Raw genomic sequence first — 20,823 nt, 5'->3', positions numbered from 1 at the left:
GCGCCCACCCCGCTGCGCTCGGCGGGGGCGTTCGCCCACCCGTACCCGACGATGATTCCCTCGCTCCGCTCGGTCATGAGATCGCCACCTTGATGATGCCGGTGAGGGCCAGCTGCACCAGCGCGAGCGGGATCAGCACCGTCCACGCGAAGCGCATCAGCTGGTCCTCGCGCAGACGCGGGTAGGTGACCCGCAGCCAGATGACCACGAAGGCCAGCGCGAAGGTCTTGAGGATCGTCCAGAGCCAGCCGAGCTGGTCCGGCAGCGGTCCGTGCCAGCCGCCCAGGAAGAGCACCGCGGTCAGCGCGGACACCACCAGGATGCCCACGTACTCGGACAGCAGGAAGAGCGCGAAGCGCAGACCGGTGTACTCGGTGTACGCGCCGAAGATGATCTCCGAGTCGGCGACCGGCATGTCGAACGGCGGGCGCTGCAGCTCGGCCAGACCGGCCGTGAAGAAGACGAACGCGCCGATGATCTGCCAGGGCAGCCAGTACCACTCCCAGGCGTCCACGATCCCGGGCAGCGACAGGGTGCCGGCGGCCATCGCCACCGAGGCCGCCGCCAGCACCATCGGCAGCTCGTACGACATCAGCTGGGCGGCCGTGCGCAGGGCGCCGAGCAGCGAGAACTTGTTCGCCGAGGCCCAGCCGGCCATCAACTTGCCGATCACGCCGACGCCCATCACGGCCAGCACGAAGAACAGCCCGGCGTCGACCGCCTGGCCGACGAGGCCGTTCGGGCCGACCGGGATCGCCAGCAGCACGAAGAGGTACGGCAGCAGCGAGACGGCGGGCGCCAGCTGGAAGACCCTGCGGTCCGCCCCGGCCGGGACGATGTCCTCCTTCTGCGCGAACTTCACGCCGTCCGCGACGAGCTGTGCCCAGCCGTGGAAGCCGCCCGCGTACATCGGGCCGAGCCGGCCCTGCATGTGCGCCATGACCTTGTGCTCGGTCTGGCCGATGACCAGCGGGAAGACCAGGAAGACGACGAGGGTGGCGACGCAGCGCAGCACCGTGTCGAGCAGGTTCACGCGCCGTCTCCGTCCTGGTCGGCCGGCCCGGCCGAGATCTCGTCCTTCTGCTCACCCGGTTCCTGGGCACCCGGTTCGCCGGCCGACGGCTTCTCCTCGTGGGCGGGCACCGGGTTGTGCCAGGGCGCGTCGGAGGACCGGGGGCGTGCGGGGGGCACGGGCTCGGCCGTCGGCCCGGCGACGGCCGGGCCGTCCGCCGAGCTGTCCGGCCGGCTGACCGACCCCTCGGACACCGACCGGGTCCGCCGCGGCCGGTCCGCCCGCACCGGCGGGGCACCCTCGGCAGCAGCGGCGGCATCGACGTCGGAAGCAGCAGCGGGAGCCTCGGCACCCGCCTGGCTCGCCGACCCCTCGGACACCGACCGGGTCCGCCGCGGCCGGTCCGCCCGCACCGGCGGGGCACCCTCGGCGGCGGCAGCAGCAGCGCCACCGGCGGCAGCACCGGCACCCGCGGCCGCCGCCCGGGGCGCGCGGGCGGCACCGGCCGCCCGCGCACCACGCGCGGGCCGCTCGGCGACCGGCGGCAGAGTGCCCTTGAGCGGCCCCCACTCGTTCGGGTCCGGCACACCGGCCGGCTGCATCTTGCGCCGGGCCGGCCCGCCGCCGTGGTCCGACTCGCCGGGCTCCTTGGCGCCCGGCCAGTCCTTGGCGACCCGGGCCGCGAGCACGAACTCCTTGCGCAGCGGGTGCCCCTCGAAGCCGTCCGGCAGCAGCAGGGTGGCCAGGTAGGGGTGCCCGGGGAAGTCGATGCCGAACATCTCGTGCGTCTCGCGCTCGTGCCAGGCGGCACCCGCGTACACCGCCACGGCGGTCGGCAGCGCCGCCGCGTCGCGCGGCACCCGGGTGCGCACCGCGAGGTGCCGCACGCCCGGCGCCTCGACGGCGGCCAGGTGGGCGACCACGGCGAAGCCGTCGGCGAGCTGGTCGACGGCGCTCAGCCAGTCGAAGAAGCCCAGGCCCAGGACGTCCCTGGCGTTGGTGAGCGCCTCGATCCAGTGCTCGGCCGGGACGTCGACGGTGATCAGCCCGTACGCCTCGGCGCCGGTCGCCCACTCCCCGACCGACGCCGCGTACTGCTCGGCGGACGTCATGAGGCCCCTCCCTCGGTCGAAGAACCGGCGTCGGAGCCGGCGGCGGAACCCGCCTCGAAGCCGGTGGCGGAACCGGCCGGAGGCCCGGCCACCAGCGGCCGCCGCAGCGCCGCGGCGGGCGCGGGCGTGGCGTAGCGGTCCGGCAGCGACTCGGCGGCGATCTTCTCCTGGAGCTTGAGGATGCCCTGGAGCAGCGCCTCGGGCCGCGGCGGGCAGCCGGGCACGTAGACGTCCACCGGGATGATCTGGTCGACGCCCTTGGTGACCGAGTACGAGTCCCAGTACGGGCCGCCGGAGTTGGAGCAGGCGCCGAAGGAGATGACGTACTTCGGCTCGGGCATCTGCTCGTAGAGGCGCTTGACGGCGGGCGCCATCTTGTCGGTGACCGTCCCCGAGACGATCATCAGATCGGCCTGACGGGGGCCGGGCGCGAACGGAATGACACCCATCCGGATGAAGTCGTGCTTGGCCATGGACGCGGCGATGAACTCGATCGCGCAGCAGGCCAGGCCGAAGTTGAAGCACCAGAGGCTGTAGCGGCGCCCCCAGTTGAGCACCACCTTGACCGGGTCCGGCGCGAGCCGGGCCAGCGGGCCCAGGCCACGGCGCTCGACCGCGCCGGGGCGCGCGGGGTCGGGCAGGCCGAGCGGGACGGGACCGTCCTGCGCGCCGCCGTGCGGGTGGGAGTGCGTCACGTCCATTCCAGAACGCCCTTCTTCCAGGCGTAGAGCAACCCGACCGCGAGGAAGCCGATGAACAGGAACATCTCGATCAGCGTCCCCGCGCCGTACCCGGCGGAGGCGAAGACGGTCGCCCACGGGAAGAGGTAGATCGCGTCCACCGCGAAGATCACGTACAGGAAGGCGTACACGTAGTAGCGGACCTGGGTGTGCGCCCAGTCCTCACCGACCGGATCCACTCCGCACTCGTAGGCGAGGAGTTTCTCCGGCGAGTACACCACCGGCCGCAGCAGCCGGTTGGCGGTGAACGCCACGGTCACGAAGAGCACCCCGACGACGGCCAGCAGGCCCATCGCGGCGTACGCGTCGAAGTAGCCGCTGCCGACCGCCGGATCGGCAGCGACGGCAGCCGCGTGCTGCCCCTCCATGCCTTCGCCTCCACCTCGGCCGTGAACCCGCCCTCAGGTCAGTTCTACGACGTTTGCTCCCACGGTCCCAACCGTGGCCAATGCGTGAGTCTAAGGGGCCCGCTCCGGTCCCCCCGAACCCTGCCCGCTCCGCAAGACGACCGGTGGACACCCCGGCGGACGCGGGGCGACCGGGCCGGGGGTGGGGATAACCCCCGGCCGGGAAGATGTATCACCCCCATGGCATCCACCGCGCCCGGTTCGGGAAGCTTGGTCCAGCCACACGACGAAGAGGGATGGTAGATCCGGATGAAGCCGCTGCACCGCGCCGTGGACGCCATCAAGGAGCAGGACGCGAGGATGGAGCCCCCACCGCTGTACGGCGCGAGGATGTGGCACCAGGTGGGCCTGCTGCTGCTCAACCTGCCGCTGGGCATCTTCGGTTTCGTGGTCGCCGTCACCACGCTCTCGGTCGGCCTGGCGCTGTCGATCACCGTGATCGGCCTGCCGCTGCTGGCCGGCGGCCTGGGCGTCGCCCGCGCCCTGGGCGCGCTGGGGCGGCGGCGGGCCCGGTCGGCGTACGACTCCGGGATCGACGAGCCCGAGCCGGTGAAGCCGCGCCGCCCCGGGCTGGTCGGTTACACCATCGCCCAGCTCACCGACCTGCTGAACTGGCGCTCGGCGCTCTACAACGTGCTGATGCTGCCCTGGGGCGTGCTGAGCTTCGCGCTGAGCCTGATCTCGGTGATCGTGCTCTGGCCGGTGCTGCCCTGGGTGATCCGCGGGCTGGCCGCGGTCGACCGCATCCTGATCGAGTCGCTGCTCTTCCCGGGCGCGCTGGCCGAGCGGGTGCGTGAGCTGGAGGACGACCGCGGCACCGTGGTCGACACCGCCGCCGCCGACCTGCGCCGGATCGAGCGCGACCTGCACGACGGGGCCCAGGCCCGGCTGGTCGCGCTGGCGATGGACCTCGGCATGGCCAAGGAGCGGCTGCGCGAGGTGGAGTCCGAGGACGACGTGGCGGTCGCCGCCAGGATGGTCGACAACGCCCACGGCGAGGTGAAGCTGGCCCTCCAGGAACTGCGCGACCTGGCCCGCGGCATCCACCCGGCGGTGCTCACCGACCGCGGCCTGGACGCCGCGCTGTCCTCGGTCGCCGCCCGCTGCACCGTCCCCGGCGGCGTCCGGGTGAACGTCGACCTGACCGGCCCGGACGGACAGCCGGAGCGCCCGGACTCGGCGGTCGAGGGCATCGCCTACTTCACCGTCAGCGAGCTGCTGACCAACGTCTCCAAGCACGCCCGCGCCCGCTCCGCCTCGGTCGAGGTCTGGCGCTCCGACGACCAGCTGATGGTGCTGGTCCAGGACGACGGCAAGGGCGGCGCGGCCCCCTACCCTGGCAGCGGCCTGGCCGGGCTGGCCGAGCGGATCCGCGCGGTGGACGGGGTCTTCCTGGTGGACAGCCCCGAGGGCGGCCCGAGCACCGTCACCGTCGAGCTGCCCTGGCACACCCGCACCGCCCGCCGCTGACCGGGCCCGCCGGACGGCAGCCCTAGGCACCACGGCACGGCAAGGCGCCGGGACCCCGTCGAGGCAGTGACGGGGGCCCGGCGCCGGTCCGGTACGGCACCCGGCCCGCTGAACCCTTGCGCGGCGTGCGGCCCGGCGTCCCCGTACCGGAGCTGGAGGAGGGTCCGGCTGGGAGGCCTGAGGCCTACGGGGACTCCAGTTCGCCGAGGGTGACCTCGGCGGTCTTGGTGGCGCCGTCCCTGGTGTACGTGACGGTGACCTTGCTGCCCGGGGTCAGCGAGGCGAGCGCGGTGGTGAGCGCGTTCAGCGAGTCGACCGCGGTGTCGCCGATCTTGGTGATGACGTCGCCGGCCTGGAGCCCCGCCGAGGCCGCCGCACCGCCCGCGGTGACCGCCACGATGACCGCGCCGGCCGGCTGGAACTGCTGGTCGAAGCTGGTCCTGGCGGTGATGCCGAGCGCGGCCCGGCCCGAGTTGGTGACCTTGCCCTGCTTGATCAGCTGGTCGGCGATGTTGGTGATGGTGGACGCCGGGATGGCGAAGCCGATGCCGGGGGCGGCGGCGCCGTTGCTCTGCGGCTCGGTCGCGGCGAGCGTGTTGATGCCGATCACCTTGCTGTCCAGGTCGACCAGCGCGCCGCCGCTGTTGCCCGGGTTGATCGCCGCCGAGGTCTGCACCATGTTGCCGATGGTGGCGCCCGGCGACCCGGGGGCCTGGGGCTCGGAGACGGTCCGCCCGGTGGCCGAGACGATGCCCTGGGTGACGCTGCTGGAGAGCCCGAGCGGGCTGCCCATGGCGAGGGTGATCTGGCCGAGCTGGACCTTGCCCGAGTCGCCGAAGCTCGCCGGCCTCAGGCCGCTCGGCGGACTGGTCAGCCGGATCACCGCGAGGTCGGCGTCGGGGTAGCTGGCGACCAGGCCGGCGTCCAGCGTCTTGGTGCTGTTGGCGAGGGTCACCGTGAAGGACTTCGCGGAGCCGATCACGTGGGCGTTGGTGACGATGTCGCCCTTGTCGTCGTAGACGATCCCGGAGCCGAGGCTGTCGCCGGTGGTGATCTGCACCACGGAGGGCAGCACGTTGGCGATCACCGTCTGGTACGCCTCCTGCAACTGGGTCGCGCCGTTGGACGGGCCCGGCGTCGTGGGCTGCTTGGTCCCGGAGGCCGAGGGCGAGCCGGTGGCGGCGACCGGGGACGAGGCGGGCGAACCGCTGCTGCATCCGGCCAGCGTCAGCGCGGCCGCCACCGCGACCGCGAGCGCCGCCGGCAGCCGTCCGGTCAGCGCCCCCGGCCGGGTCGGCCGCGGCCCGGCGGGCAGGGGGCGGGTGTGTTCCTTGTGACGGCTCACCTGGCTGCCTCCGATTCGTCACCGCGCCGAGGGCGCGGGTTGGGAGCACGGAAATCTTCGCCAGCTTTTCACCGTTTTGTCCGATTTGCGGGCCCGACTCGCCCGAACGCGGCCGGACGAACCCGAACGCCTAGGATCGGCACATGACTTGGTTGATCACCGGCGGTGCCGGATACATCGGCGGACACGTCGTCCGACAGCTGCTCGACGCCGGGGAGCGGGTCGCCGTCCTCGACGACCTCAGCACCGGCGACGCCTCCCGGCTGCCGGCCGGCGTCCCCCTGATCGAGGGTTCCACCCTGGACCGCGCCGCCCTGGACGCCGCGATCCGCGAGCACCGCGTCGAGGGCGTCCTGCACTTCGCCGCCAAGAAGCAGGTCGGCGAGTCCGTCGAGCAGCCCTTCCTGTACTACCGCGAGAACATGATCGGCCTCCAGACCATGCTGGAGGCCGCCGCCGAGGGCGGGGTGAAGCGCTTCCTCTTCTCCTCCTCCGCCGCGGTCTACGGCATGCCGGACGTCGACCTGGTCACCGAGTCCACGCCCTGCGACCCGATGAGCCCGTACGGCGAGACCAAGCTGGCCGGCGAGTGGCTGGTCGCCGCGGCCGGCAAGGCCCACGGCATGTCCACCGTGGCCCTGCGCTACTTCAACGTGGCCGGCGCCGCCTCCCCCGAGCTCTCCGACGCCGGGGTGTTCAACCTGATCCCGATGGTCTTCGAGCGGCTGACCGCCGGCCAGGCCCCGCGGGTCTTCGGAGACGACTACCCCACCCCGGACGGCACCTGCGTCCGCGACTTCATCCACGTCTCCGACATCGCCTCGGCGCACGTGGCGGCCGCCAGGCGGCTGGCCGCCGACCCGGCCGGCGCGACCTCCCTGGTGCTGAACATCGGCCGCGGCGAGGGCGTCAGCGTCAAGGAGATGCTGGAGGTGATCGGCAAGGTCACCGGCTACGACACCGCCGCCGAGGTGACCCCGCGCCGGGCCGGCGACCCGGCCCGGGTGGTGGCCTCCGCCGACCTGATCCACCGCGAGCTGGACTGGACCGCGCGCCACGACGTGGCGGAGATGGTCTCCTCCGCGTGGGACGGCTGGTGCAGCCGCCACCCCGGGGCCCGCAGGGCCTGATCCGACGGCACCGGCCCGGCGGTGTCCGCCCCGCGGTTCAGCGGGCGGGCACCGCCGTGCCGTAGAAGGCGTCCAGCGCGTACACGCAGCGGTCCTTGGAGCCGACGAAGACCCGCCCGCCGACCGCCACCGGCGAGCCGGTGAGCTCGCCCTTGGTGCCGAGCTCCCAGCGCAGCTGACCGCTCGCCAGGTCCAGGGTGTGCAGCGAGTGGTCCCGGCTGCCCAGATGCACCAGGCCGTCGGCCACCGCCGGGGAGCCGACGATCTCGCCGCGGGCGGTGTAGCGCCAGCGCTCCCGGCCGGTGGCCGCCTCGAAGGCGTACAGCACCTCACCGTTGCCGACCAGCACCATGCCGTCCGAGACCACCACCGGGTCACCGCCCTGGCGGCGTCCGGTGACCCCGCGCCAGCGGTCCAGGCCGGTGGCCGCGTCCAGCGCGTAGACGGTGCCGAGGTAGTCGGCCACGTAGACCGCGTCGGCGTCCAGGGCGGGCGGGGTGAACAGCACCACCGGGGCGTCGAAGCGCCAGCGCTCGGCCCCGCTGACCGCGTCCAGCGCGTACACCCGGGTGCCGGCCGACACGTACAGCACGCCGCCGCGCTCGACCGGGTGCGAGGGCACGTCCTCGCCGACCGGGAACGACCAGCGCAGGCCGGCGCCGCGCGGGTCGATGCAGCGCAGCCTCCCGGCGCCGTAGTAGTAGGCGGCGCCGCCCACCAGGACCGGGCCCGACTGCGGGTTCTCGTAGTCCTGCTGGGCGTCGTCGGCGCGCCACAGCTCGGCGCCGTTGGCGGCCGAGCGGAGCTGGACGCCGCCGCCCCTGATGCCGCAGCAGAGCACGCCGTCGGCGGCGGAGAGCGAGTAGACCCAGCCGTCCAGCGAGGTGCGCCAGCGCTCGGTGCCGTCCGCGGCGTCCACCGTGTACAGGTGCGGGCCGTCCGCGGCGTGCGCCCGGCCGGCGTCCACCGCGAGCGCCCAGGCGACGTCCCTGGTCTTGTAGCGGCGCTCGCCGGAGGCGATGTCCAGCGCGTGCACCTCGAAGCTGGAGACGAAGAGCGTGCCGTCGGAGACCACCGGGGTACCCCAGACGTCGTTGGACATCCGGAACCGCCAGGGGCGCCAGCGGGCGACCGGGGCGGGCGGCGGGGTCGGAGCCCGGCGGACCCAGTCGGTGGTGGCCGGGGCGGTGTTCGGCCCCGGCTGCTCGTGCTCCGCCCGCGGCCCCGGGCCTATCCGCACCGAGGCGCCGGACAGCTGCACCTCGACGGCGCCGCCGGGCGCCCGGTGCCGGTTCGGGGAGGCGATCTTCGCGGTCGCGATCTCGGCCTCCGGGCCGGGACCCGGGTGCGGGGGCGGGGGCGGGTGCGGCAGGCTGTGCACGGGCCCGGCCGGCGGCTGGGCGTGCCGCCCGGCCGCGTCGGTGCGCGGGTCGGCCGGCCCGAGGTGCTGCGACGGGAAGTGCGCGGGCGGCGCCTGCGGGGGCGGCGGCTGGGCCGGACCGGCCGGCGGACGGGCCTGGGCGGCCGGCCGGCGGCCCCGCTTGCGCTCGATCAGCTCCAGCGCGTTGGTCGGCAGCCAGTCCCCGACCTCGCCGCCGGCGTCGTCCCTGGAGAACAGGTGCGGGGCCAGCTCGGCCTGGATCTGCGCCGGGGTCGGCCGGCGCTCGGGCGCCTGCTGCATGCAGGCCCGCACCAGGTCCATCAGCTCGCGCGGCATGCCGGTCAGGTCCGGCTCTTCGCGCAGCAGCTGGAACACCGTCTCGACCGGGTTGGTGCCCCGGTAGGGCGGGTGCCCGGTGGCACAGAAGACCATCAGCGAGCCGAGCGAGAAGACGTCGCTGGCGCCCCGGACGGTACGGCTGTCCCTGGCCTGCTCGGGGGACATGTAGGCCGGCGTGCCGACCGCGACGTTGGTCATGGTGAGCCGGGTGCTGGACACCCCGGCCGCGATGCCGAAGTCGATCACCTTCGGGCCGTCCTCGACCACCAGGACGTTCGAGGGCTTGAGGTCGCGGTGGATCAGATTGGCCGCGTGGATGGACTGGAGGGCCTCCGCGATGCCGGCGACCAGCCAGCGGGTGGCGTCCACCGGCAGCGGGCCGCAGTCCTCGACCAGGTCCTCCAGCGAGGGGGCCGGGATGTACGCGGTGGCCAGCCAGGGCACCCGGGCGTCCGCGTCCGCGTCCACCACGGCCGCCGTGTAGAAGCCGCCGACCGTCTTGGCGGCCGCGATCTCCCGGGCGAAGCGGACCCGGAACAGCTCGTCCTCGGCCAGCTCACCCCGCACGGTCTTGATGGCCACCCGCCGCCCCGACGCGGAACGCGCCAGGTAGACCAGCCCCATCCCACCCGCGCCGAGCCGCCCCAGCACCTCGAAGGGCCCGATCCGCCTCGGATCGTGCGCCGTCAGCTGGTCCACTCCGCTGCCACCTCCCCGTTGTCCGCACCCGCCGCGTGGTGCCGGACCCGATTCTCCAATGCCGCCCCACGCATATCCAACCTCCCCCACCGGCCCGAACCCGCCGCCCGGGGCCGGAGGACGCCCCCGACGGGCCCCTGACCAGCGAGGACTGAACGGCCGGATCCTGACGCCCGCTCCGGAGGCGGCTTGCGCGCGGAGCCCGGGACCGTCCACTTCCGGACGGCTCCCCGACTTCCGAACATCGTCACGCTCTGTCACTCGACCACCCCTCAGCGGACTCGCCGTCACGCTGTGAGGTCAAAAGCACACGGGGGGGCTTCAACAGGGGCATCGAAGCCCCGTGAATATCCGTCCGAAGCGGTTCAGGGCGCTATAGCAACCCCCGTGCGGAGTAATAGTCGCATCACCGAATCGCGCCAAGATCGTGCCACGGTAAGCTGACGGCATGACAGGACAAGTTCGCACCGTCGACGGTCGCGTCGCCGGGCGACGCGGACAGGAGACGCGGCAGAAGCTGCTCGATTGCCTCCGCGAGATGCTCAGCACGTCGCCCTATCGGGACGTCAAGGTCATCGACGTCGCCCGTATGGCGGGTACCTCCCCCGCGACCTTCTACCAGTACTTCCCGGATGTCGAGGGCGCTGTCCTCGAAATCGCCGAGGAAATAGCCAAGGACGCCGACCAGCTCAAAGAGCTGGTGGCCGGAAAGTCCTGGGCAGGGAAGTCCGGACCGACCACTTCGGAAGAACTGGTCGACGGATTCCTCGCCTTCTGGCGCAAGAACGACGCCATTCTCCGAGTGGTCACGCTCGGTGCCGCCGAGGGGGACAAGCGGTTCTTCAAGATCCGCATGACGGTCCTCAACGCGGTCGCCAAGCCACTCGCGGAGGCCGTCAGGGAACTCCAGGCGAAGGGTCAGGCCGACAAGTCGCTCGATCCCAACGCCGTGGCCGGGGCCCTGGTCTCGCTGCTCGCCTCGGCGGCCGAGCACCAGAAGGCCTTCACCTCCTGGGGCGTCAAGGTCAAGGACCTCAAGCCCAACCTCGCTCCCCTGGTGTACCTGGGCGTCACCGGCAAGAAGGCGCCCAAGTAGGACCATCCTCCGACCCACCATCCGCTCCGCGCGCCACCCGGCCTCCTGTCCGGGGAACGACGGACGGCGGCCGTGTCCTCGGGGGAGGTCCGCCGACGTGCCGCACGCGCGCCAGACATGCCGGTGGGCGGGCACCCGTGACAGGGTGCCCGCCCACCGGCATGTCCGTCTCCGGACCGGGTCGCGACGCCCTCAGGCGGCGCCGAGGCGGCGGCTGCCGCCCTCAGACGGCGCCGAGGACGTCCTCGGACAGCGTCGAGCCGCCCTCAGGCGGCGTCACAGCGGCCTGAGGGCGGCGTCGGGGCCGTCCGCCGGGTCAGGGGCAGCGCACGACCTGGCCGGCGTACGCCAGGCCGCCGCCGAAGCCGAAGAGCAGGACCGGGTCGCCGGGCGACAGTTCGCCGCGCTCGACCAGCTTGGAGAAGGCCAGCGGGATGGAGGCCGCCGAGGTGTTGCCGGAGTGGACCACGTCCCTGGCGACCACCGCGTCGACGAGGCCCAGCTTGCCGGCGATCGCGTCGATGATCCGCAGGTTGGCCTGGTGCGGGACGAAGCCCTTCAGCTCGGACGGGTCGATCCCGGCGCGCTCGCAGGCCTGCCTGGCCAGCGGGGCGAGCTGGGTGGTGGCCCAGCGGAAGACCGACTGGCCCTGCTGGCTGATCACCGGGTCCCAGCCGGTGATGACCACCGCGTCGCCCCGCTCCGGCTCCGAGCCCCAGACCACCGGCCCGATGCCGGGCTCGGCGCCCTCCTCCTGGGCCTCGACCAGCGCGGCGCCGGCGCCGTCGCCGAAGATCACGCAGGTGGAGCGGTCGGTCCAGTCGAGCGTGTCGGACATCCGCTCGGCGCCGATCACCAGCGCGCGGCGGGCCGAACCGGCCCGGATCGCGTGGTCGGCGGTGGCCAGGGCGTAGGAGAAGCCGGAGCAGACCGTGTTGATGTCGTACGCGGCGGGCGAGCGCACGCCCAGCCGGGCGGCCACGGCGGCGGCGGTGTTGGGGCTGCGCTCGATCGCGGTGCAGGTGGCGACCACCACGAGGTCGATCTCCGCCGCCGTCCGGCCGCCGTTGGCGAGTGCCTTCTGGGCGGCCTCGGTGGCGAGGTCGACCAGGGTCTCGTCCTCGGCGATGTGCCGGGTGCGAATGCCCACACGGGTGCGGATCCACTCGTCGTCGGTGTCGACGAGTGCCGCCAGGTCGTCGTTGGTGAGGACCTTGGGGGGCTGGAAGTGGCCGAGTGCCACAATGCGCGAACCGCTCATACTGCCATGGAACCCCGTTACCCACTGGTCAGCAGGGTATGACCGGTGACAGGATCCGTCCCCTCGATCTGTAGGAGATCGACAAGACCCGTTGGGGTGCCCGGGCCGTGCACAATGCCGAGGTCAGGCGGCCAGTGCGGCGGAGTCGCCCATCACGATGACCGGGTGGGCGGCCGGGTCCAGGGTGCGGATCAGCTGGGCCATCTTGTCCTCGGGGATCGACACGCAGCCGTGGGTGGGGCCGTCGTGGTCCACGTGGAGCCAGATGCCGCCGCCCTTCTTGGAGCCCATCGGGCGGCGCGTGTCGAGCGGGGTGTTGCCGGCGACGCGGTTGTAGTTGATCGCGACCACGTAGTCGAAGGAGCCGGCCAGCTGGTCGCCGAAGAAGCCCGTGCCGGAGACCACGAAGCTCGGGTCCTTGTCGTACGGGAGCTTGCTGCCCGGGTTCGCCTTGCGGCCGCCCGCGTCGGTGAGGCCGAAGACGCCGATCGGGCTGCGCAGGTCGCCCTCGTTGTGGTCGGTGGTCCAGCCGTTCTTGCCGTTGTGGCCCTGCCAGGTCTCGCCGGCCAGCCAGCGGCCCTCGGGGGTGCGGGTCCAGAGGGTGACGCTGTTCTTGTCGGTGTTCTTGTCCTGGCCGGTGGCGACCACCACCTGGGCGGTCTCGGCGGGGATCTTCGCGGTGAAGGCCGCGCCGAGGCCGGGTATCGCGGCGACCGAGCCGTCCTGGCGGGTCTGGCTGCGGTCGGCGGCCGGGGCCGCGGACTGCCGGTCGGAGGCGGCCTGGGCGGCCGCGGGGGCCGGGACGGGCTGGTCCGGCTTGCTGACGCCCTCCGGGCCGGGGCCGTCGGCGGCGGCGATGCCGGGCTTGGCGCCGTCCTGGCCGACGGCGTACCAGCCGGCGGTGGCGGCGACCAGCAGGGCGGTGCCGGCCATCATGGCCTTGCCGTGACGTTTCTGCTTGGCCTTGCGCCGCCGGCCCCGGGCAGCCGACCTGGCGCCCACGACGGGGGCCACGGGGGCGGCGGCGAGCACCACGGGCTCGGGCTCGTAGATCGGCTCGGGCTCGTACGCGGGAACGGGCTCGTGGACGGGAACGGGCCCCGCCTCGTAGCCGGGCCAGGCCTCGTAGCCGGGCTCGGCCTCGTACGGCTGAACCGGCTGCCCGTACGCCACGTAGTACCCGTCAGGGGCCTGTTCGTACGGCTGGTACCCGCCGTGGCCGTAGCCCTCCCGAACCGGCTGCTGGTACGGCTGGAAGCCCTCGTACGGCTGCTGCGGCATCAGGTCGACCGGATCCCGCATCGGCTGGTGCGGCGGGTACGCGGTGGCGCGATCAGAACCGGACATGCGGTCGATCCTGCCAAACGCCGTACCCGTTGGTAAACCCGGGCCTCGTGCGGAGGCGGTGAAGACACCGCCGCCCCGGCCGGAGAGCGGCCGGGGCGGCGGGGATGCTTCGCAGGTCAGAGGCGCATCGCCTGCGGGGACTCACGGCGCGTCCGGTCCGGGCCCTCGTACTCGCGGATGATCTCGTAGCGGGTGTTGCGCTCCACCGGGCGGAAGCCGGCGTCGCGGATCAGGCCGAGCAGGTCGTCGCGGCCGAGCTTGTTCGGGGTGCCGAAGTTGTCCGCGTCGTGGGTGATCTTGTACTCGACCACCGAGCCGTCCATGTCGTCCGCGCCGTGGCTGAGCGCCAGCTGGGCGGTGGTGACGCCGTGCATCACCCAGAAGACCTTGACGTGCGGGACGTTGTCGAAGAGCAGCCGGGAGACCGCGAAGGTCTTCAGCGCCTCGGCACCGGTGGCCATCTCCGTGCGGGCCATCAGCTTGTTGCGCACGACGCCGTCCTTGGAGTCGTGGAAGTCGTGCTGGTAGCGCAGCGGGATGAAGACCTGGAAGCCACCGGTCTCGTCCTGGAGCTCGCGCAGCCGCAGCACGTGGTCCACCCGGTGGCGGGGCTCCTCGATGTGGCCGTACAGCATGGTGGCCGGCGTCTTGAGGCCCTTGCCGTGCGCGAGGCGGTGGATCCGCGACCAGTCCTCCCAGTGGGTGTCGTGGTCGACGATGTGCTGACGGACCTCCCAGTCGAAGATCTCCGCGCCGCCGCCGGTCAGCGACTCCAGGCCGGCGTCGATCAGCTCGTCCATGATCTCGTCGGCGGACAGGCCGCTGATCTTCTCGAACCAGTGGATCTCGGTGGCGGTGAAGGCCTTCAGCGAGACGTTCGGCAGCGCCGCCTTCAGCTCCCGCAGCGAGCGCGGGTAGTAGCGCCACGGCAGGGTCGGGTGCAGGCCGTTCACGATGTGCAGCTCGGTGAGGGAGTCGCTCTCCATCGCCTTGGCGAGGCGGACGGCCTCCTCGATGCGCATCGTGTAGGCGTCCTTCTCGCCCGGCTTTCGCTGGAACGAGCAGTACGCGCAGGACGCGCTGCACACGTTGGTCATGTTGAGGTGGCGGTTGACGTTGAAGTGGACGACGTCGCCGTTCTTCCGCGTCCGCACGTGGTGGGCCAGCCCGCCCAGCCAGGCCAGGTCGTCGCTCCCGTAGAGCGCGATCCCGTCCTCGCGGGTCAGCCGCTCACCCGCGTAGACCTTCGCCTCCAGCTCGCGCTTGAGTCCTGCGTCCATGCGGTGCCCCGCCTCCTCCGACGTTCGATTCCTTGCCGGAACGAGGTTACGCCTATGCCGACAGCAGCTCGGCGAGCAGTACCGGGTCGATGTTGCCGCCGCTGACCACGGCCGCCACCGCCTGGCCCCCGGTCTCGGCCGCGCGGTGGAGGTAGGCGGCCGGGGCGACCGCCCCCGAGGGCTCGGCGACCAGCCTGCCGCGCCGGGCCAGCACGGCCACGGTGGCGCGGATCTCGTCCTCGGTGACGGTGACGATGTCGTCCACGTAGGCGGTGACGTGCTCGAACGGCAGCACGCCGAGCGACGGGGTGCGCAGCCCGTCCGCGATGGTCCGGTAGGTGTCGGCGACCGGCCACTCGACCCGGCGGCCGGCCCGCAGGCTGGCCTGGGCGTCGGCGGCCAGTTCGGGCTCCACGCCGACCACCCGGATGCCGGGGCGGGTGAGCTTGAGCGCGGCCGCCGTCCCGCTGATCAGGCCGCCGCCGCTGACCGGCACCAGGACGGTGTCCAGCTCGGCCGGGGCGTCCTCGGCGATCTCCAGGCCGACCGTGCCCTGGCCCGCGATGATGAACGGGTCGTCGTACGGCGGCACCCAGACGTAGCCGTGCTTCGCCGCCAGCTCGCCGGGCAGGGTGTCCCGCTCCTCGGGCGCGACGAGGATCACCTCGGCGCCGAACGAGCGGGTGGCCTCCACCTTCACCGCGGGCGAGGTGTCCGGCATCACGATCACGGCCTTGATGCCGAGCGTCCTGGCCGCGTACGCCACCGCCTGCGCGTGGTTACCGCTGGACTGGGCGACCACGCCGCGGGAGCGCTCGTCCGCGGTGAGCGCGGCCAGCCGGTTGTAGGCGCCGCGGGTCTTGAAGGCCCCGGTCGGCTGGAGGTTCTCGGGCTTCAGCCAGAGCCGCCGTTCCCCGTCGGCCGCCCAGGGGGCGGGGACCAGCGGGGTGCGTACGGCGATCCCCGCGATCCGCTGCCGTGCGGCGCGCAGTTCCTCCAGGCCGACCAGTGCCATGCGTCACTCTCCTACAGGGGGGAGTTCACTCACCCGGTTCTCCCACTTCGTGGAGAGTACGACGGTGGTGCGGGTCCTGGCCACGCCCTTCGTGCCCGAGATCCGCTTGACCACCGACTCCAGGCCGGCCACGTCGGCCACCCGGACCTTGAGCATGTACGAGTCGTCGCCGGCGATGAACCAGCAGTCCTCGACCTCGTTGAGGTCCTTCAGCCGGAACGCGACGTCCTCGTGGTCCGCGGCGTCGGTGAGCTGAAGGCCGATCAGGGCCGTGACGCCGAAGCCGAGCGAGGCCGGATTGACCGTCGCCCGGTAGCCGGTGATGACACCGGCCTGCTCCAGGCGGTTGATCCGGTCCGTGACGCTCGGGCCGGAGAGCCCGACCAGGCGGCCCAACTCGGCGTAGGACGCGCGGCCGTTCTCCCGGAGCGCCTGGATGAGCTGTCTGTCCACCGTGTCCATATACCGTCCGCGTCCTTCCGAACCTCGCCAGACCCACAGATCATTATCCGGATTCAAAGGCACTGTGCGCCGACCGACCCGGATATCGCAGAGAACATACTCTCCCGCCCCCGGTCTCCTTACTCCCCCTCGATCCGCCCGCCGCCGTTGTCGTCCACCCGGCGGGCGGCCGCTCCCAACTCCCCTTCCCAGCGCAGGTACAGGGAATGCGGCACGCCGACGGCGTCCAGCACCCGCCCGGCCACGAAGTCCACGAGTTCGCGCACGGTGGAGCCGCCGGCGTAGAAACCGGGCGAAGCGGGCAGCACGACCGCCCCCTGCGCGTCGAGCTCCACCAGGTGCTTCAACGTCACCCCGTTGAGTGGTGCCTCGCGCACGCAGACGACGAGTGGACGGCGCTCCTTGAGGGTGACGCTGGCGACGCGCTGCAACAGGTCCTTGCTCAGACCGAGCGCGATCCCGGCCACCGCGCCGGTGGTCGCGGGCACCACGAGCATGCCCTTGGCGGGGTACGAGCCGCTGGACGGGCCGGCCGCGAAGTCCCCGGCGGACCAGTAGCGGACGTCGTCCAGGCCCTGGTCGCTCCCGAGCCAGGCGGCGAGGTCGGTGCGCCAGTGGGCGTCCCGGAAGGAGATCCCGGTCTCGTCCAGGATGGTGAGCCTGGCGGCGCGGCTGACGATCAGGTCCACCGCCTCGCCGGCGGCCAGCAGCGCGCGGATCACCGAGGCCGCGTACGGCGTCCCCGACGCACCGGAGACCCCGACCACCCACGGCTGACGCTTCGCAGTTCCCATGGGGCAATTCTGTCCCGGCCCGACCTGCGCGTTCGGCCCGGGCGGGCCGGGAGGGGCCCGGGAGCCGCCGTCCCCTGGAAGGATGGGGGCATGGCAGCGACCCTCGTCGACCTCACCCATCAGGTGACCACCGCGATGCCGGTCTACCCCGGCGATCCGGCCGTCCTGCTGGAGCCCGCGCTCACCACGGCCACCGCCGGGGTGAACGTGCTGGCCCTGCACCTCGGCTCGCAGTCCGGGACGCACGTGGACGCGCCGTACCACGTGGACGTCACCTGGCCGACCCTGGACGGGCTGCCGCTGGAGCGGTTCACCGGCCCGGCCGTGGTCGCCGACCTGCGCGGGCTGGAGCCCAGGACGGCCGTCACGCCCGAGCTGCTGGCGCCCGCGCTGGCACGGGCCGCCGAGGGCACCGTCCTGCTGCTGGCCACCGGCTGGGCCCGGCACTGGGGCACCGACGTCTACCTCGCCCACCCCAGCCTGACCCCGGCCGCCGCCGAGGCGATCGTCGCCGCCGGGGTGCGGACGGTCGGGGTGGACGCGCTCAGCGTCGACCCGACCCCCGACCCCGGTCCGGGCGATCCCGCGGTGGCCGCGCTGCTCGCCGACCTCACCGACGAGCACGACCACGGCACCCCCGACGAGCCCTCGCTCGCCGCGCACCGGGTGCTGCTGGGCGCGTCCGGCGGCGGGGTGATCGCCGAGAACCTGACCGATCTGCGGCCGCTGCTGGCGGCCCAGGAGGCCGGACTGCCGGTGGAGGTCTCGCTGTTCCCGCTGCGGCTGGTCGCGGCGGACGGCGCGCCGGTACGGGCGGTGGCCCGGCTGGGCTGAGCCGCTCCGGCGGTCCCCGCCCGACCCTGCCCGACTTGGTCTAGACCATCCCCCGTCAACGCCAGTACGCTTTCCGGCCATGGCTGAGATCATCGGAGTGATCGAGCGAATCTGGCGCTACCCCGTGAAATCCACCGGCGGCGAGCGGCTCGACTCCGTCGAGGTGGACGAGCGCGGCCTGGCCGGCGACCGCCTCTACGCCGTCCGCGACGCGACCGGCAAGCTCGGCTCGGGCAAGGACACCCGCCGCTTCCGCCGGATGGACGGCCTGCTCCGCCTCTCCGCCCGGCTCGGCCACCGGATCGACGGCCCCGAGCTGTTCGACCCGCTCGGCCGCCCGGTCGACCGGCCGGACGCCTTCCTGCGCGCCTACCTCCAGCTCGACGACGTCGAACTCGCCCGCGAGGACGCCGTCTCGCACTTCGACCGGATGCCGGTCAGCGTGCTCAGCACCGCCACCCTGGACTGGGTCCGCGAGGCCGTCCCGTTCGCCGTGGTCGACGAGCGCCGGTTCCGCCCCAACATCGTGCTGCGCACCCCGCCCGGCACCCCGCCGTTCGCCGAGGACGCCTGGCTCGGCCGGCGGGCCCGCGGCGAGGCCCCCGGCGGCGCCGGACTCTCCTTCGTCGCCTCCAGCGAGCGCTGTGCGATGACGGGCGCCCCGCAGCCCGGGCTGCCGCACGCGCCCGAGATCCTCAAGGCCGTCGTGCACGCCCACGACGGCCGGCTGGACGCCCTCGCCGAGGTCGCCGCCCCGGGCCGGCTGCGGGTCGGCGACCGGCTGGTCCTGGACTGATCGCACCGCCCCACGTCGATCCGCGCATCGCCACTTCCCCTTCGCCGCAGGAGAACCGGCCGGCCGCCGGGGCCGGTGACCGCGGACCGGGCGGAGGGCCTGCTCGACGGGGCTCCCGGACGGCCCGCTCAGGGCCCGCCGGCCTCGCCCCCCTGCGCCGGGGCGGGAACGGCGACCGCCCGCAGGTAGGCGTCCACGAAGATCTCGACGGTCTCGTCCATCGAGGGCAGCCCCGCCCCCAGGGCGGGTTCCAGCACCGGCCGCATCAGGACGTGGTTGAGCAGCGGGCCGAGCAGCAGCTGGACCAGCACCGGGGTGGGCAGCGGTCTCAGCCGGCCGGCCCGCACGTGCGGCCCCAGCAGCCCGTCGAGGATGTCGAGCGTCCGCGGCAGACCGACGGCCAGCACCCGGGCGGCCGGGCCGTCCGGCCGCCCGAGCAGGTCGGCGAAGACCGCCGGGACGATCCGCGGCTCGTGCTCGAAGGCCGCGGCGAAGGCGGCGTGGAGCGCCCGCACGGTGTCCTCCAGCCCCTCCGGCGGGTCGGCGGCCAGGGCCTCCAGCCGGGGCAGCGCGGAGTGCCGCTCGAAGACGGCGGCGAGCAGGCCGTCCCGCCCCTCGAAGACGGCGTGCAGGCTGGGCAGCGAGCAACCGGCCCGGTCCGCGACGGCGTCCAGGGTGACCCCGGCCAGGCCGCGCTCGGCCACCAGCAGGGCCGCCGCCTCGATCGCGCGCTCGCGCACCGGCGGCCGTCCGCCCGGGTCGACCCCCGCCTCCCTGACGGCCGCGTCCAGCGCCGTCCGGGAGCCGCCGATCCGGCGCAGCAGCGTGCTGCGGGAGATGCCCGCCGTCGCCGCGATCGCCGTCAGCGGGACGTCGGCGACGTCCCGGCCCCGCTCCTTCGCCGCCGTGAGGGCGGCCGCCACCAGCTCCTTCATGTGAAGCATCGTACTACTTGACATCTGAGACGGTTCCAGAGACTCTGTACATGCAGGTTCCACACGGACGGTGATCGAATGAGCACTGAAAGGGGAGAGCCATGAGCGTCGTGATCTCCGGCGGCGGCCCTGCCGGAATGATGCTGGGCCTGATGCTGGCGCGCGCCGGCATCGAGGTCACCGTGCTGGAGAAGCACACGGACTTCCTGCGCGACTTCCGCGGCGACACCGTCCACGCCTCCACCGTGCGGCTGATGGACGAACTCGGCCTCGGCCGGAAGTTCGCCGCCCTGCCGCAGAGCCGGCTCGGCAACCTGGTGGTGCGGCCGCCCGGCGCCGCCCCCGTCGCGCTGAGCGCCTACGAGCGGCTGCCCGCGCCGTACAACTACATCGCGATGATCCCGCAGTGGGACCTCCTGGACTTCCTGGTCACCGAGGCCCGGCGGGAGCCCACCTTCACGCTGCGGATGAACACCGAGGCGACCGGCCTGCTCCGCGAGGGCGGCCGGGTGACCGGCGTCCGGTACCGCACCGGGGACGGCGAGGAGGGCGAGCTGCGCGCCGGCCTCACCGTCGCCGCCGACGGCCGGCACTCCACCCTGCGCCGGGCGGCCGGGCTGACGCCCAGGGAGTTCCCGGTGCCCTTCGACGTCTGGTGGTTCCGGCTGCCCCGGCACCCCCACGAGCAGGCCCTGCCGCCCAGCCTCGTCCCCGGCTTCGGGCACGGCGACATGGCGCTGAGCTTCGCCCGGAAGGACTACTTCCAGGTCGCCTACTTCCGCGCCAAGGGCACCGACCCGCACCTGCGCGCCGAGGGCGTCGAGCGGTTCCGCGAGCGGATCGCCGCGCTGCTGCCCCAGTACGCCGACCGGGTCGACCAGCTGAAGACCCTCAACGACCTGCACCTGCTCGACGTACGGCTCAACCGGCTGGACCGCTGGTACCGGGACGGGCTGCTGCTGATCGGCGACGCCGCCCACGCGATGTCCCCGGCCGGCGGGGTGGGCATCAACCTGGCCATCCAGGACGCCGTCGCGACCGCCGCCCTGCTCGCCGAGCCGCTGCGGCGCGGCCGCCCGACCACCGCGGCCCTGGCCCGGGTCCAGCACCGCCGGTGGCGGCCGACCGTGATCATGCAGGGGATGCAGCGGGTCCTGCACCGCCTGCTGTTCGAGCCGGTCCTCACCGGCCGGCAGACCGGGCCGCCGGCCCGGCTGGTGCTGCTCGCCCGGTACCTCCCCGGCTTCCCGCTGCTGATGTCCCGGCTGATCGCCTTCGGGCCGCTGCCCGAGCACGCCCCGGCCTTCGCCCGCCGCGAGGCCTGAGCCCACCCGTTCGGACGGGCGGATCGCGGGGAACGACCGAGGA

19 protein-coding genes are annotated in these 20,823 nt (G+C 73.3%); 6 read left to right on the top strand and 13 right to left on the bottom strand.

Annotated features, from left to right (window positions below; all coding sequences use genetic code 11):
• Window positions 1-73: 73 nt before the first annotated feature.
• The 4 genes from nuoH to ACZ7C5_RS10570 are packed head-to-tail and all read right to left on the bottom strand — an operon-like array spanning window position 74 to window position 3,232.
• On the bottom strand, window positions 74-1,033 hold the full coding sequence (gene nuoH / locus ACZ7C5_RS10585; RefSeq protein ID WP_401080036.1) for an NADH-quinone oxidoreductase subunit NuoH: 960 nt from the start codon (window positions 1,031-1,033) through the stop codon (window positions 74-76).
• Complete coding sequence (locus ACZ7C5_RS10580) at window positions 1,030-2,124, bottom strand: NADH-quinone oxidoreductase subunit C (RefSeq protein ID WP_401080038.1); 1,095 nt, start codon at window positions 2,122-2,124, stop codon at window positions 1,030-1,032. Before ACZ7C5_RS10580 ends, nuoH begins: the two co-directional genes overlap by 4 nt.
• Window positions 2,121-2,825 (bottom strand): NADH-quinone oxidoreductase subunit B, encoded by a 705-nt coding sequence (locus tag ACZ7C5_RS10575; RefSeq protein ID WP_470322423.1) that lies wholly within the window; start codon window positions 2,823-2,825, stop codon window positions 2,121-2,123. Before ACZ7C5_RS10575 ends, ACZ7C5_RS10580 begins: the two co-directional genes overlap by 4 nt.
• Window positions 2,816-3,232: an NADH-quinone oxidoreductase subunit A gene (locus ACZ7C5_RS10570; RefSeq protein ID WP_188297272.1), complete on the bottom strand. Its 417-nt coding sequence runs from the start codon at window positions 3,230-3,232 to the stop codon at window positions 2,816-2,818. Before ACZ7C5_RS10570 ends, ACZ7C5_RS10575 begins: the two co-directional genes overlap by 10 nt.
• Window positions 3,233-3,571: 339 nt before the next feature.
• Here ACZ7C5_RS10570 and ACZ7C5_RS10565 point away from each other — a divergent pair, with 339 nt between their 5' ends.
• Complete coding sequence (locus ACZ7C5_RS10565) at window positions 3,572-4,741, top strand: sensor histidine kinase (protein WP_401081306.1); 1,170 nt, start codon at window positions 3,572-3,574, stop codon at window positions 4,739-4,741.
• Between the two features lie 184 nt (window positions 4,742-4,925).
• Here the strand turns inward: ACZ7C5_RS10565 and ACZ7C5_RS10560 are convergent, their stop codons facing one another.
• The gene (locus ACZ7C5_RS10560) at window positions 4,926-6,020 is read right to left on the bottom strand and encodes a S1C family serine protease (protein ID WP_401081309.1); all 1,095 of its coding nucleotides are present in this window, start codon (window positions 6,018-6,020) and stop codon (window positions 4,926-4,928) included.
• A 209-nt stretch (window positions 6,021-6,229) separates the two neighbouring features.
• Here ACZ7C5_RS10560 and galE point away from each other — a divergent pair, with 209 nt between their 5' ends.
• Window positions 6,230-7,216 (top strand): UDP-glucose 4-epimerase GalE, encoded by a 987-nt coding sequence (gene galE / locus ACZ7C5_RS10555; RefSeq protein WP_470322422.1) that lies wholly within the window; start codon window positions 6,230-6,232, stop codon window positions 7,214-7,216.
• Window positions 7,217-7,253: 37 nt separating this feature from the next.
• Here the strand turns inward: galE and ACZ7C5_RS10550 are convergent, their stop codons facing one another.
• Window positions 7,254-9,635 (bottom strand): outer membrane protein assembly factor BamB family protein, encoded by a 2,382-nt coding sequence (locus ACZ7C5_RS10550; RefSeq protein ID WP_470322421.1) that lies wholly within the window; start codon window positions 9,633-9,635, stop codon window positions 7,254-7,256.
• 448 nt (window positions 9,636-10,083) lie between these two features.
• Between ACZ7C5_RS10550 and ACZ7C5_RS10545 the strand changes: the two genes are divergently transcribed.
• Window positions 10,084-10,731: a TetR family transcriptional regulator gene (locus ACZ7C5_RS10545; protein WP_470322420.1), complete on the top strand. Its 648-nt coding sequence runs from the start codon at window positions 10,084-10,086 to the stop codon at window positions 10,729-10,731.
• A gap of 316 nt (window positions 10,732-11,047) precedes the next feature.
• Here ACZ7C5_RS10545 and ACZ7C5_RS10540 read toward each other — a convergent pair whose 3' ends face one another.
• The 6 genes from ACZ7C5_RS10540 to ACZ7C5_RS10515 all read right to left on the bottom strand — a co-directional run bounded on the left by ACZ7C5_RS10540 (window position 11,048) and on the right by ACZ7C5_RS10515 (window position 16,890).
• Complete coding sequence (locus ACZ7C5_RS10540) at window positions 11,048-11,992, bottom strand: beta-ketoacyl-ACP synthase III (protein ID WP_401080047.1); 945 nt, start codon at window positions 11,990-11,992, stop codon at window positions 11,048-11,050.
• Between the two features lie 123 nt (window positions 11,993-12,115).
• Complete coding sequence (locus ACZ7C5_RS10535) at window positions 12,116-13,339, bottom strand: L,D-transpeptidase family protein (protein WP_470322419.1); 1,224 nt, start codon at window positions 13,337-13,339, stop codon at window positions 12,116-12,118.
• Between the two features lie 116 nt (window positions 13,340-13,455).
• Window positions 13,456-14,619 carry an aminofutalosine synthase MqnE gene (gene mqnE / locus ACZ7C5_RS10530; protein ID WP_401080051.1) on the bottom strand — a complete coding sequence of 388 codons (1,164 nt, stop codon included), beginning with the start codon at window positions 14,617-14,619 and terminating at the stop codon, window positions 13,456-13,458.
• Window positions 14,620-14,671: 52 nt separating this feature from the next.
• A complete protein-coding gene (locus tag ACZ7C5_RS10525) occupies window positions 14,672-15,634 on the bottom strand; it encodes a threonine ammonia-lyase (protein ID WP_401080053.1) in 963 nt (320 codons plus the stop codon).
• A 3-nt stretch (window positions 15,635-15,637) separates the two neighbouring features.
• Window positions 15,638-16,096 carry an Lrp/AsnC family transcriptional regulator gene (locus ACZ7C5_RS10520; protein WP_030055719.1) on the bottom strand — a complete coding sequence of 153 codons (459 nt, stop codon included), beginning with the start codon at window positions 16,094-16,096 and terminating at the stop codon, window positions 15,638-15,640.
• Between the two features lie 119 nt (window positions 16,097-16,215).
• On the bottom strand, window positions 16,216-16,890 hold the full coding sequence (locus ACZ7C5_RS10515) for a UbiX family flavin prenyltransferase (protein ID WP_188301351.1): 675 nt from the start codon (window positions 16,888-16,890) through the stop codon (window positions 16,216-16,218).
• Window positions 16,891-16,980: 90 nt separating this feature from the next.
• Between ACZ7C5_RS10515 and ACZ7C5_RS10510 the strand changes: the two genes are divergently transcribed.
• Both ACZ7C5_RS10510 and ACZ7C5_RS10505 read left to right on the top strand, forming a co-directional pair.
• Complete coding sequence (locus ACZ7C5_RS10510) at window positions 16,981-17,724, top strand: cyclase family protein (protein ID WP_401080056.1); 744 nt, start codon at window positions 16,981-16,983, stop codon at window positions 17,722-17,724.
• Between the two features lie 79 nt (window positions 17,725-17,803).
• A complete protein-coding gene (locus tag ACZ7C5_RS10505) occupies window positions 17,804-18,520 on the top strand; it encodes an MOSC domain-containing protein (RefSeq protein ID WP_401080058.1) in 717 nt (238 codons plus the stop codon).
• Between the two features lie 128 nt (window positions 18,521-18,648).
• Here ACZ7C5_RS10505 and ACZ7C5_RS10500 read toward each other — a convergent pair whose 3' ends face one another.
• Window positions 18,649-19,455, bottom strand: a complete 807-nt coding sequence (locus ACZ7C5_RS10500; protein ID WP_470322418.1) for a TetR/AcrR family transcriptional regulator — start codon at window positions 19,453-19,455, stop codon at window positions 18,649-18,651.
• A 101-nt stretch (window positions 19,456-19,556) separates the two neighbouring features.
• Here ACZ7C5_RS10500 and ACZ7C5_RS10495 point away from each other — a divergent pair, with 101 nt between their 5' ends.
• Window positions 19,557-20,780 carry an FAD-dependent oxidoreductase gene (locus tag ACZ7C5_RS10495; RefSeq protein ID WP_470322417.1) on the top strand — a complete coding sequence of 408 codons (1,224 nt, stop codon included), beginning with the start codon at window positions 19,557-19,559 and terminating at the stop codon, window positions 20,778-20,780.
• The last annotated feature ends 43 nt before the right edge of the window (window positions 20,781-20,823 follow it).

It is taken from the genome of Kitasatospora sp. NPDC036993 (assembly GCF_055607525.1).
This window is presented reverse-complemented; position numbering and strand designations above follow the sequence as displayed.

Excerpts from the sequence above, each read along its gene's own strand:
- ACZ7C5_RS10580 (WP_401080038.1), bottom strand. The coding sequence starts at position 2,124 with ATGACGTCCGCCGAGCAGTACGCGGCGTCGGTCGGGGAGTGGGCGACC.
- ACZ7C5_RS10575 (WP_470322423.1), bottom strand. The coding sequence starts at position 2,825 with ATGGACGTGACGCACTCCCACCCGCACGGCGGCGCGCAGGACGGTCCC.
- ACZ7C5_RS10570 (WP_188297272.1), bottom strand. The coding sequence starts at position 3,232 with ATGGAGGGGCAGCACGCGGCTGCCGTCGCTGCCGATCCGGCGGTCGGC.
- ACZ7C5_RS10565 (WP_401081306.1), top strand. The coding sequence starts at position 3,572 with ATGGAGCCCCCACCGCTGTACGGCGCGAGGATGTGGCACCAGGTGGGC.
- galE (WP_470322422.1), top strand. The coding sequence starts at position 6,230 with ATGACTTGGTTGATCACCGGCGGTGCCGGATACATCGGCGGACACGTC.
- ACZ7C5_RS10545 (WP_470322420.1), top strand. The coding sequence starts at position 10,084 with ATGACAGGACAAGTTCGCACCGTCGACGGTCGCGTCGCCGGGCGACGC.
- ACZ7C5_RS10540 (WP_401080047.1), bottom strand. The coding sequence starts at position 11,992 with ATGAGCGGTTCGCGCATTGTGGCACTCGGCCACTTCCAGCCCCCCAAG.
- ACZ7C5_RS10535 (WP_470322419.1), bottom strand. The coding sequence starts at position 13,339 with ATGTCCGGTTCTGATCGCGCCACCGCGTACCCGCCGCACCAGCCGATG.
- mqnE (WP_401080051.1), bottom strand. The coding sequence starts at position 14,619 with ATGGACGCAGGACTCAAGCGCGAGCTGGAGGCGAAGGTCTACGCGGGT.
- ACZ7C5_RS10525 (WP_401080053.1), bottom strand. The coding sequence starts at position 15,634 with ATGGCACTGGTCGGCCTGGAGGAACTGCGCGCCGCACGGCAGCGGATC.
- ACZ7C5_RS10520 (WP_030055719.1), bottom strand. The coding sequence starts at position 16,096 with ATGGACACGGTGGACAGACAGCTCATCCAGGCGCTCCGGGAGAACGGC.
- ACZ7C5_RS10515 (WP_188301351.1), bottom strand. The coding sequence starts at position 16,890 with ATGGGAACTGCGAAGCGTCAGCCGTGGGTGGTCGGGGTCTCCGGTGCG.
- ACZ7C5_RS10510 (WP_401080056.1), top strand. The coding sequence starts at position 16,981 with ATGGCAGCGACCCTCGTCGACCTCACCCATCAGGTGACCACCGCGATG.
- ACZ7C5_RS10505 (WP_401080058.1), top strand. The coding sequence starts at position 17,804 with ATGGCTGAGATCATCGGAGTGATCGAGCGAATCTGGCGCTACCCCGTG.
- ACZ7C5_RS10500 (WP_470322418.1), bottom strand. The coding sequence starts at position 19,455 with ATGAAGGAGCTGGTGGCGGCCGCCCTCACGGCGGCGAAGGAGCGGGGC.
- ACZ7C5_RS10495 (WP_470322417.1), top strand. The coding sequence starts at position 19,557 with ATGAGCGTCGTGATCTCCGGCGGCGGCCCTGCCGGAATGATGCTGGGC.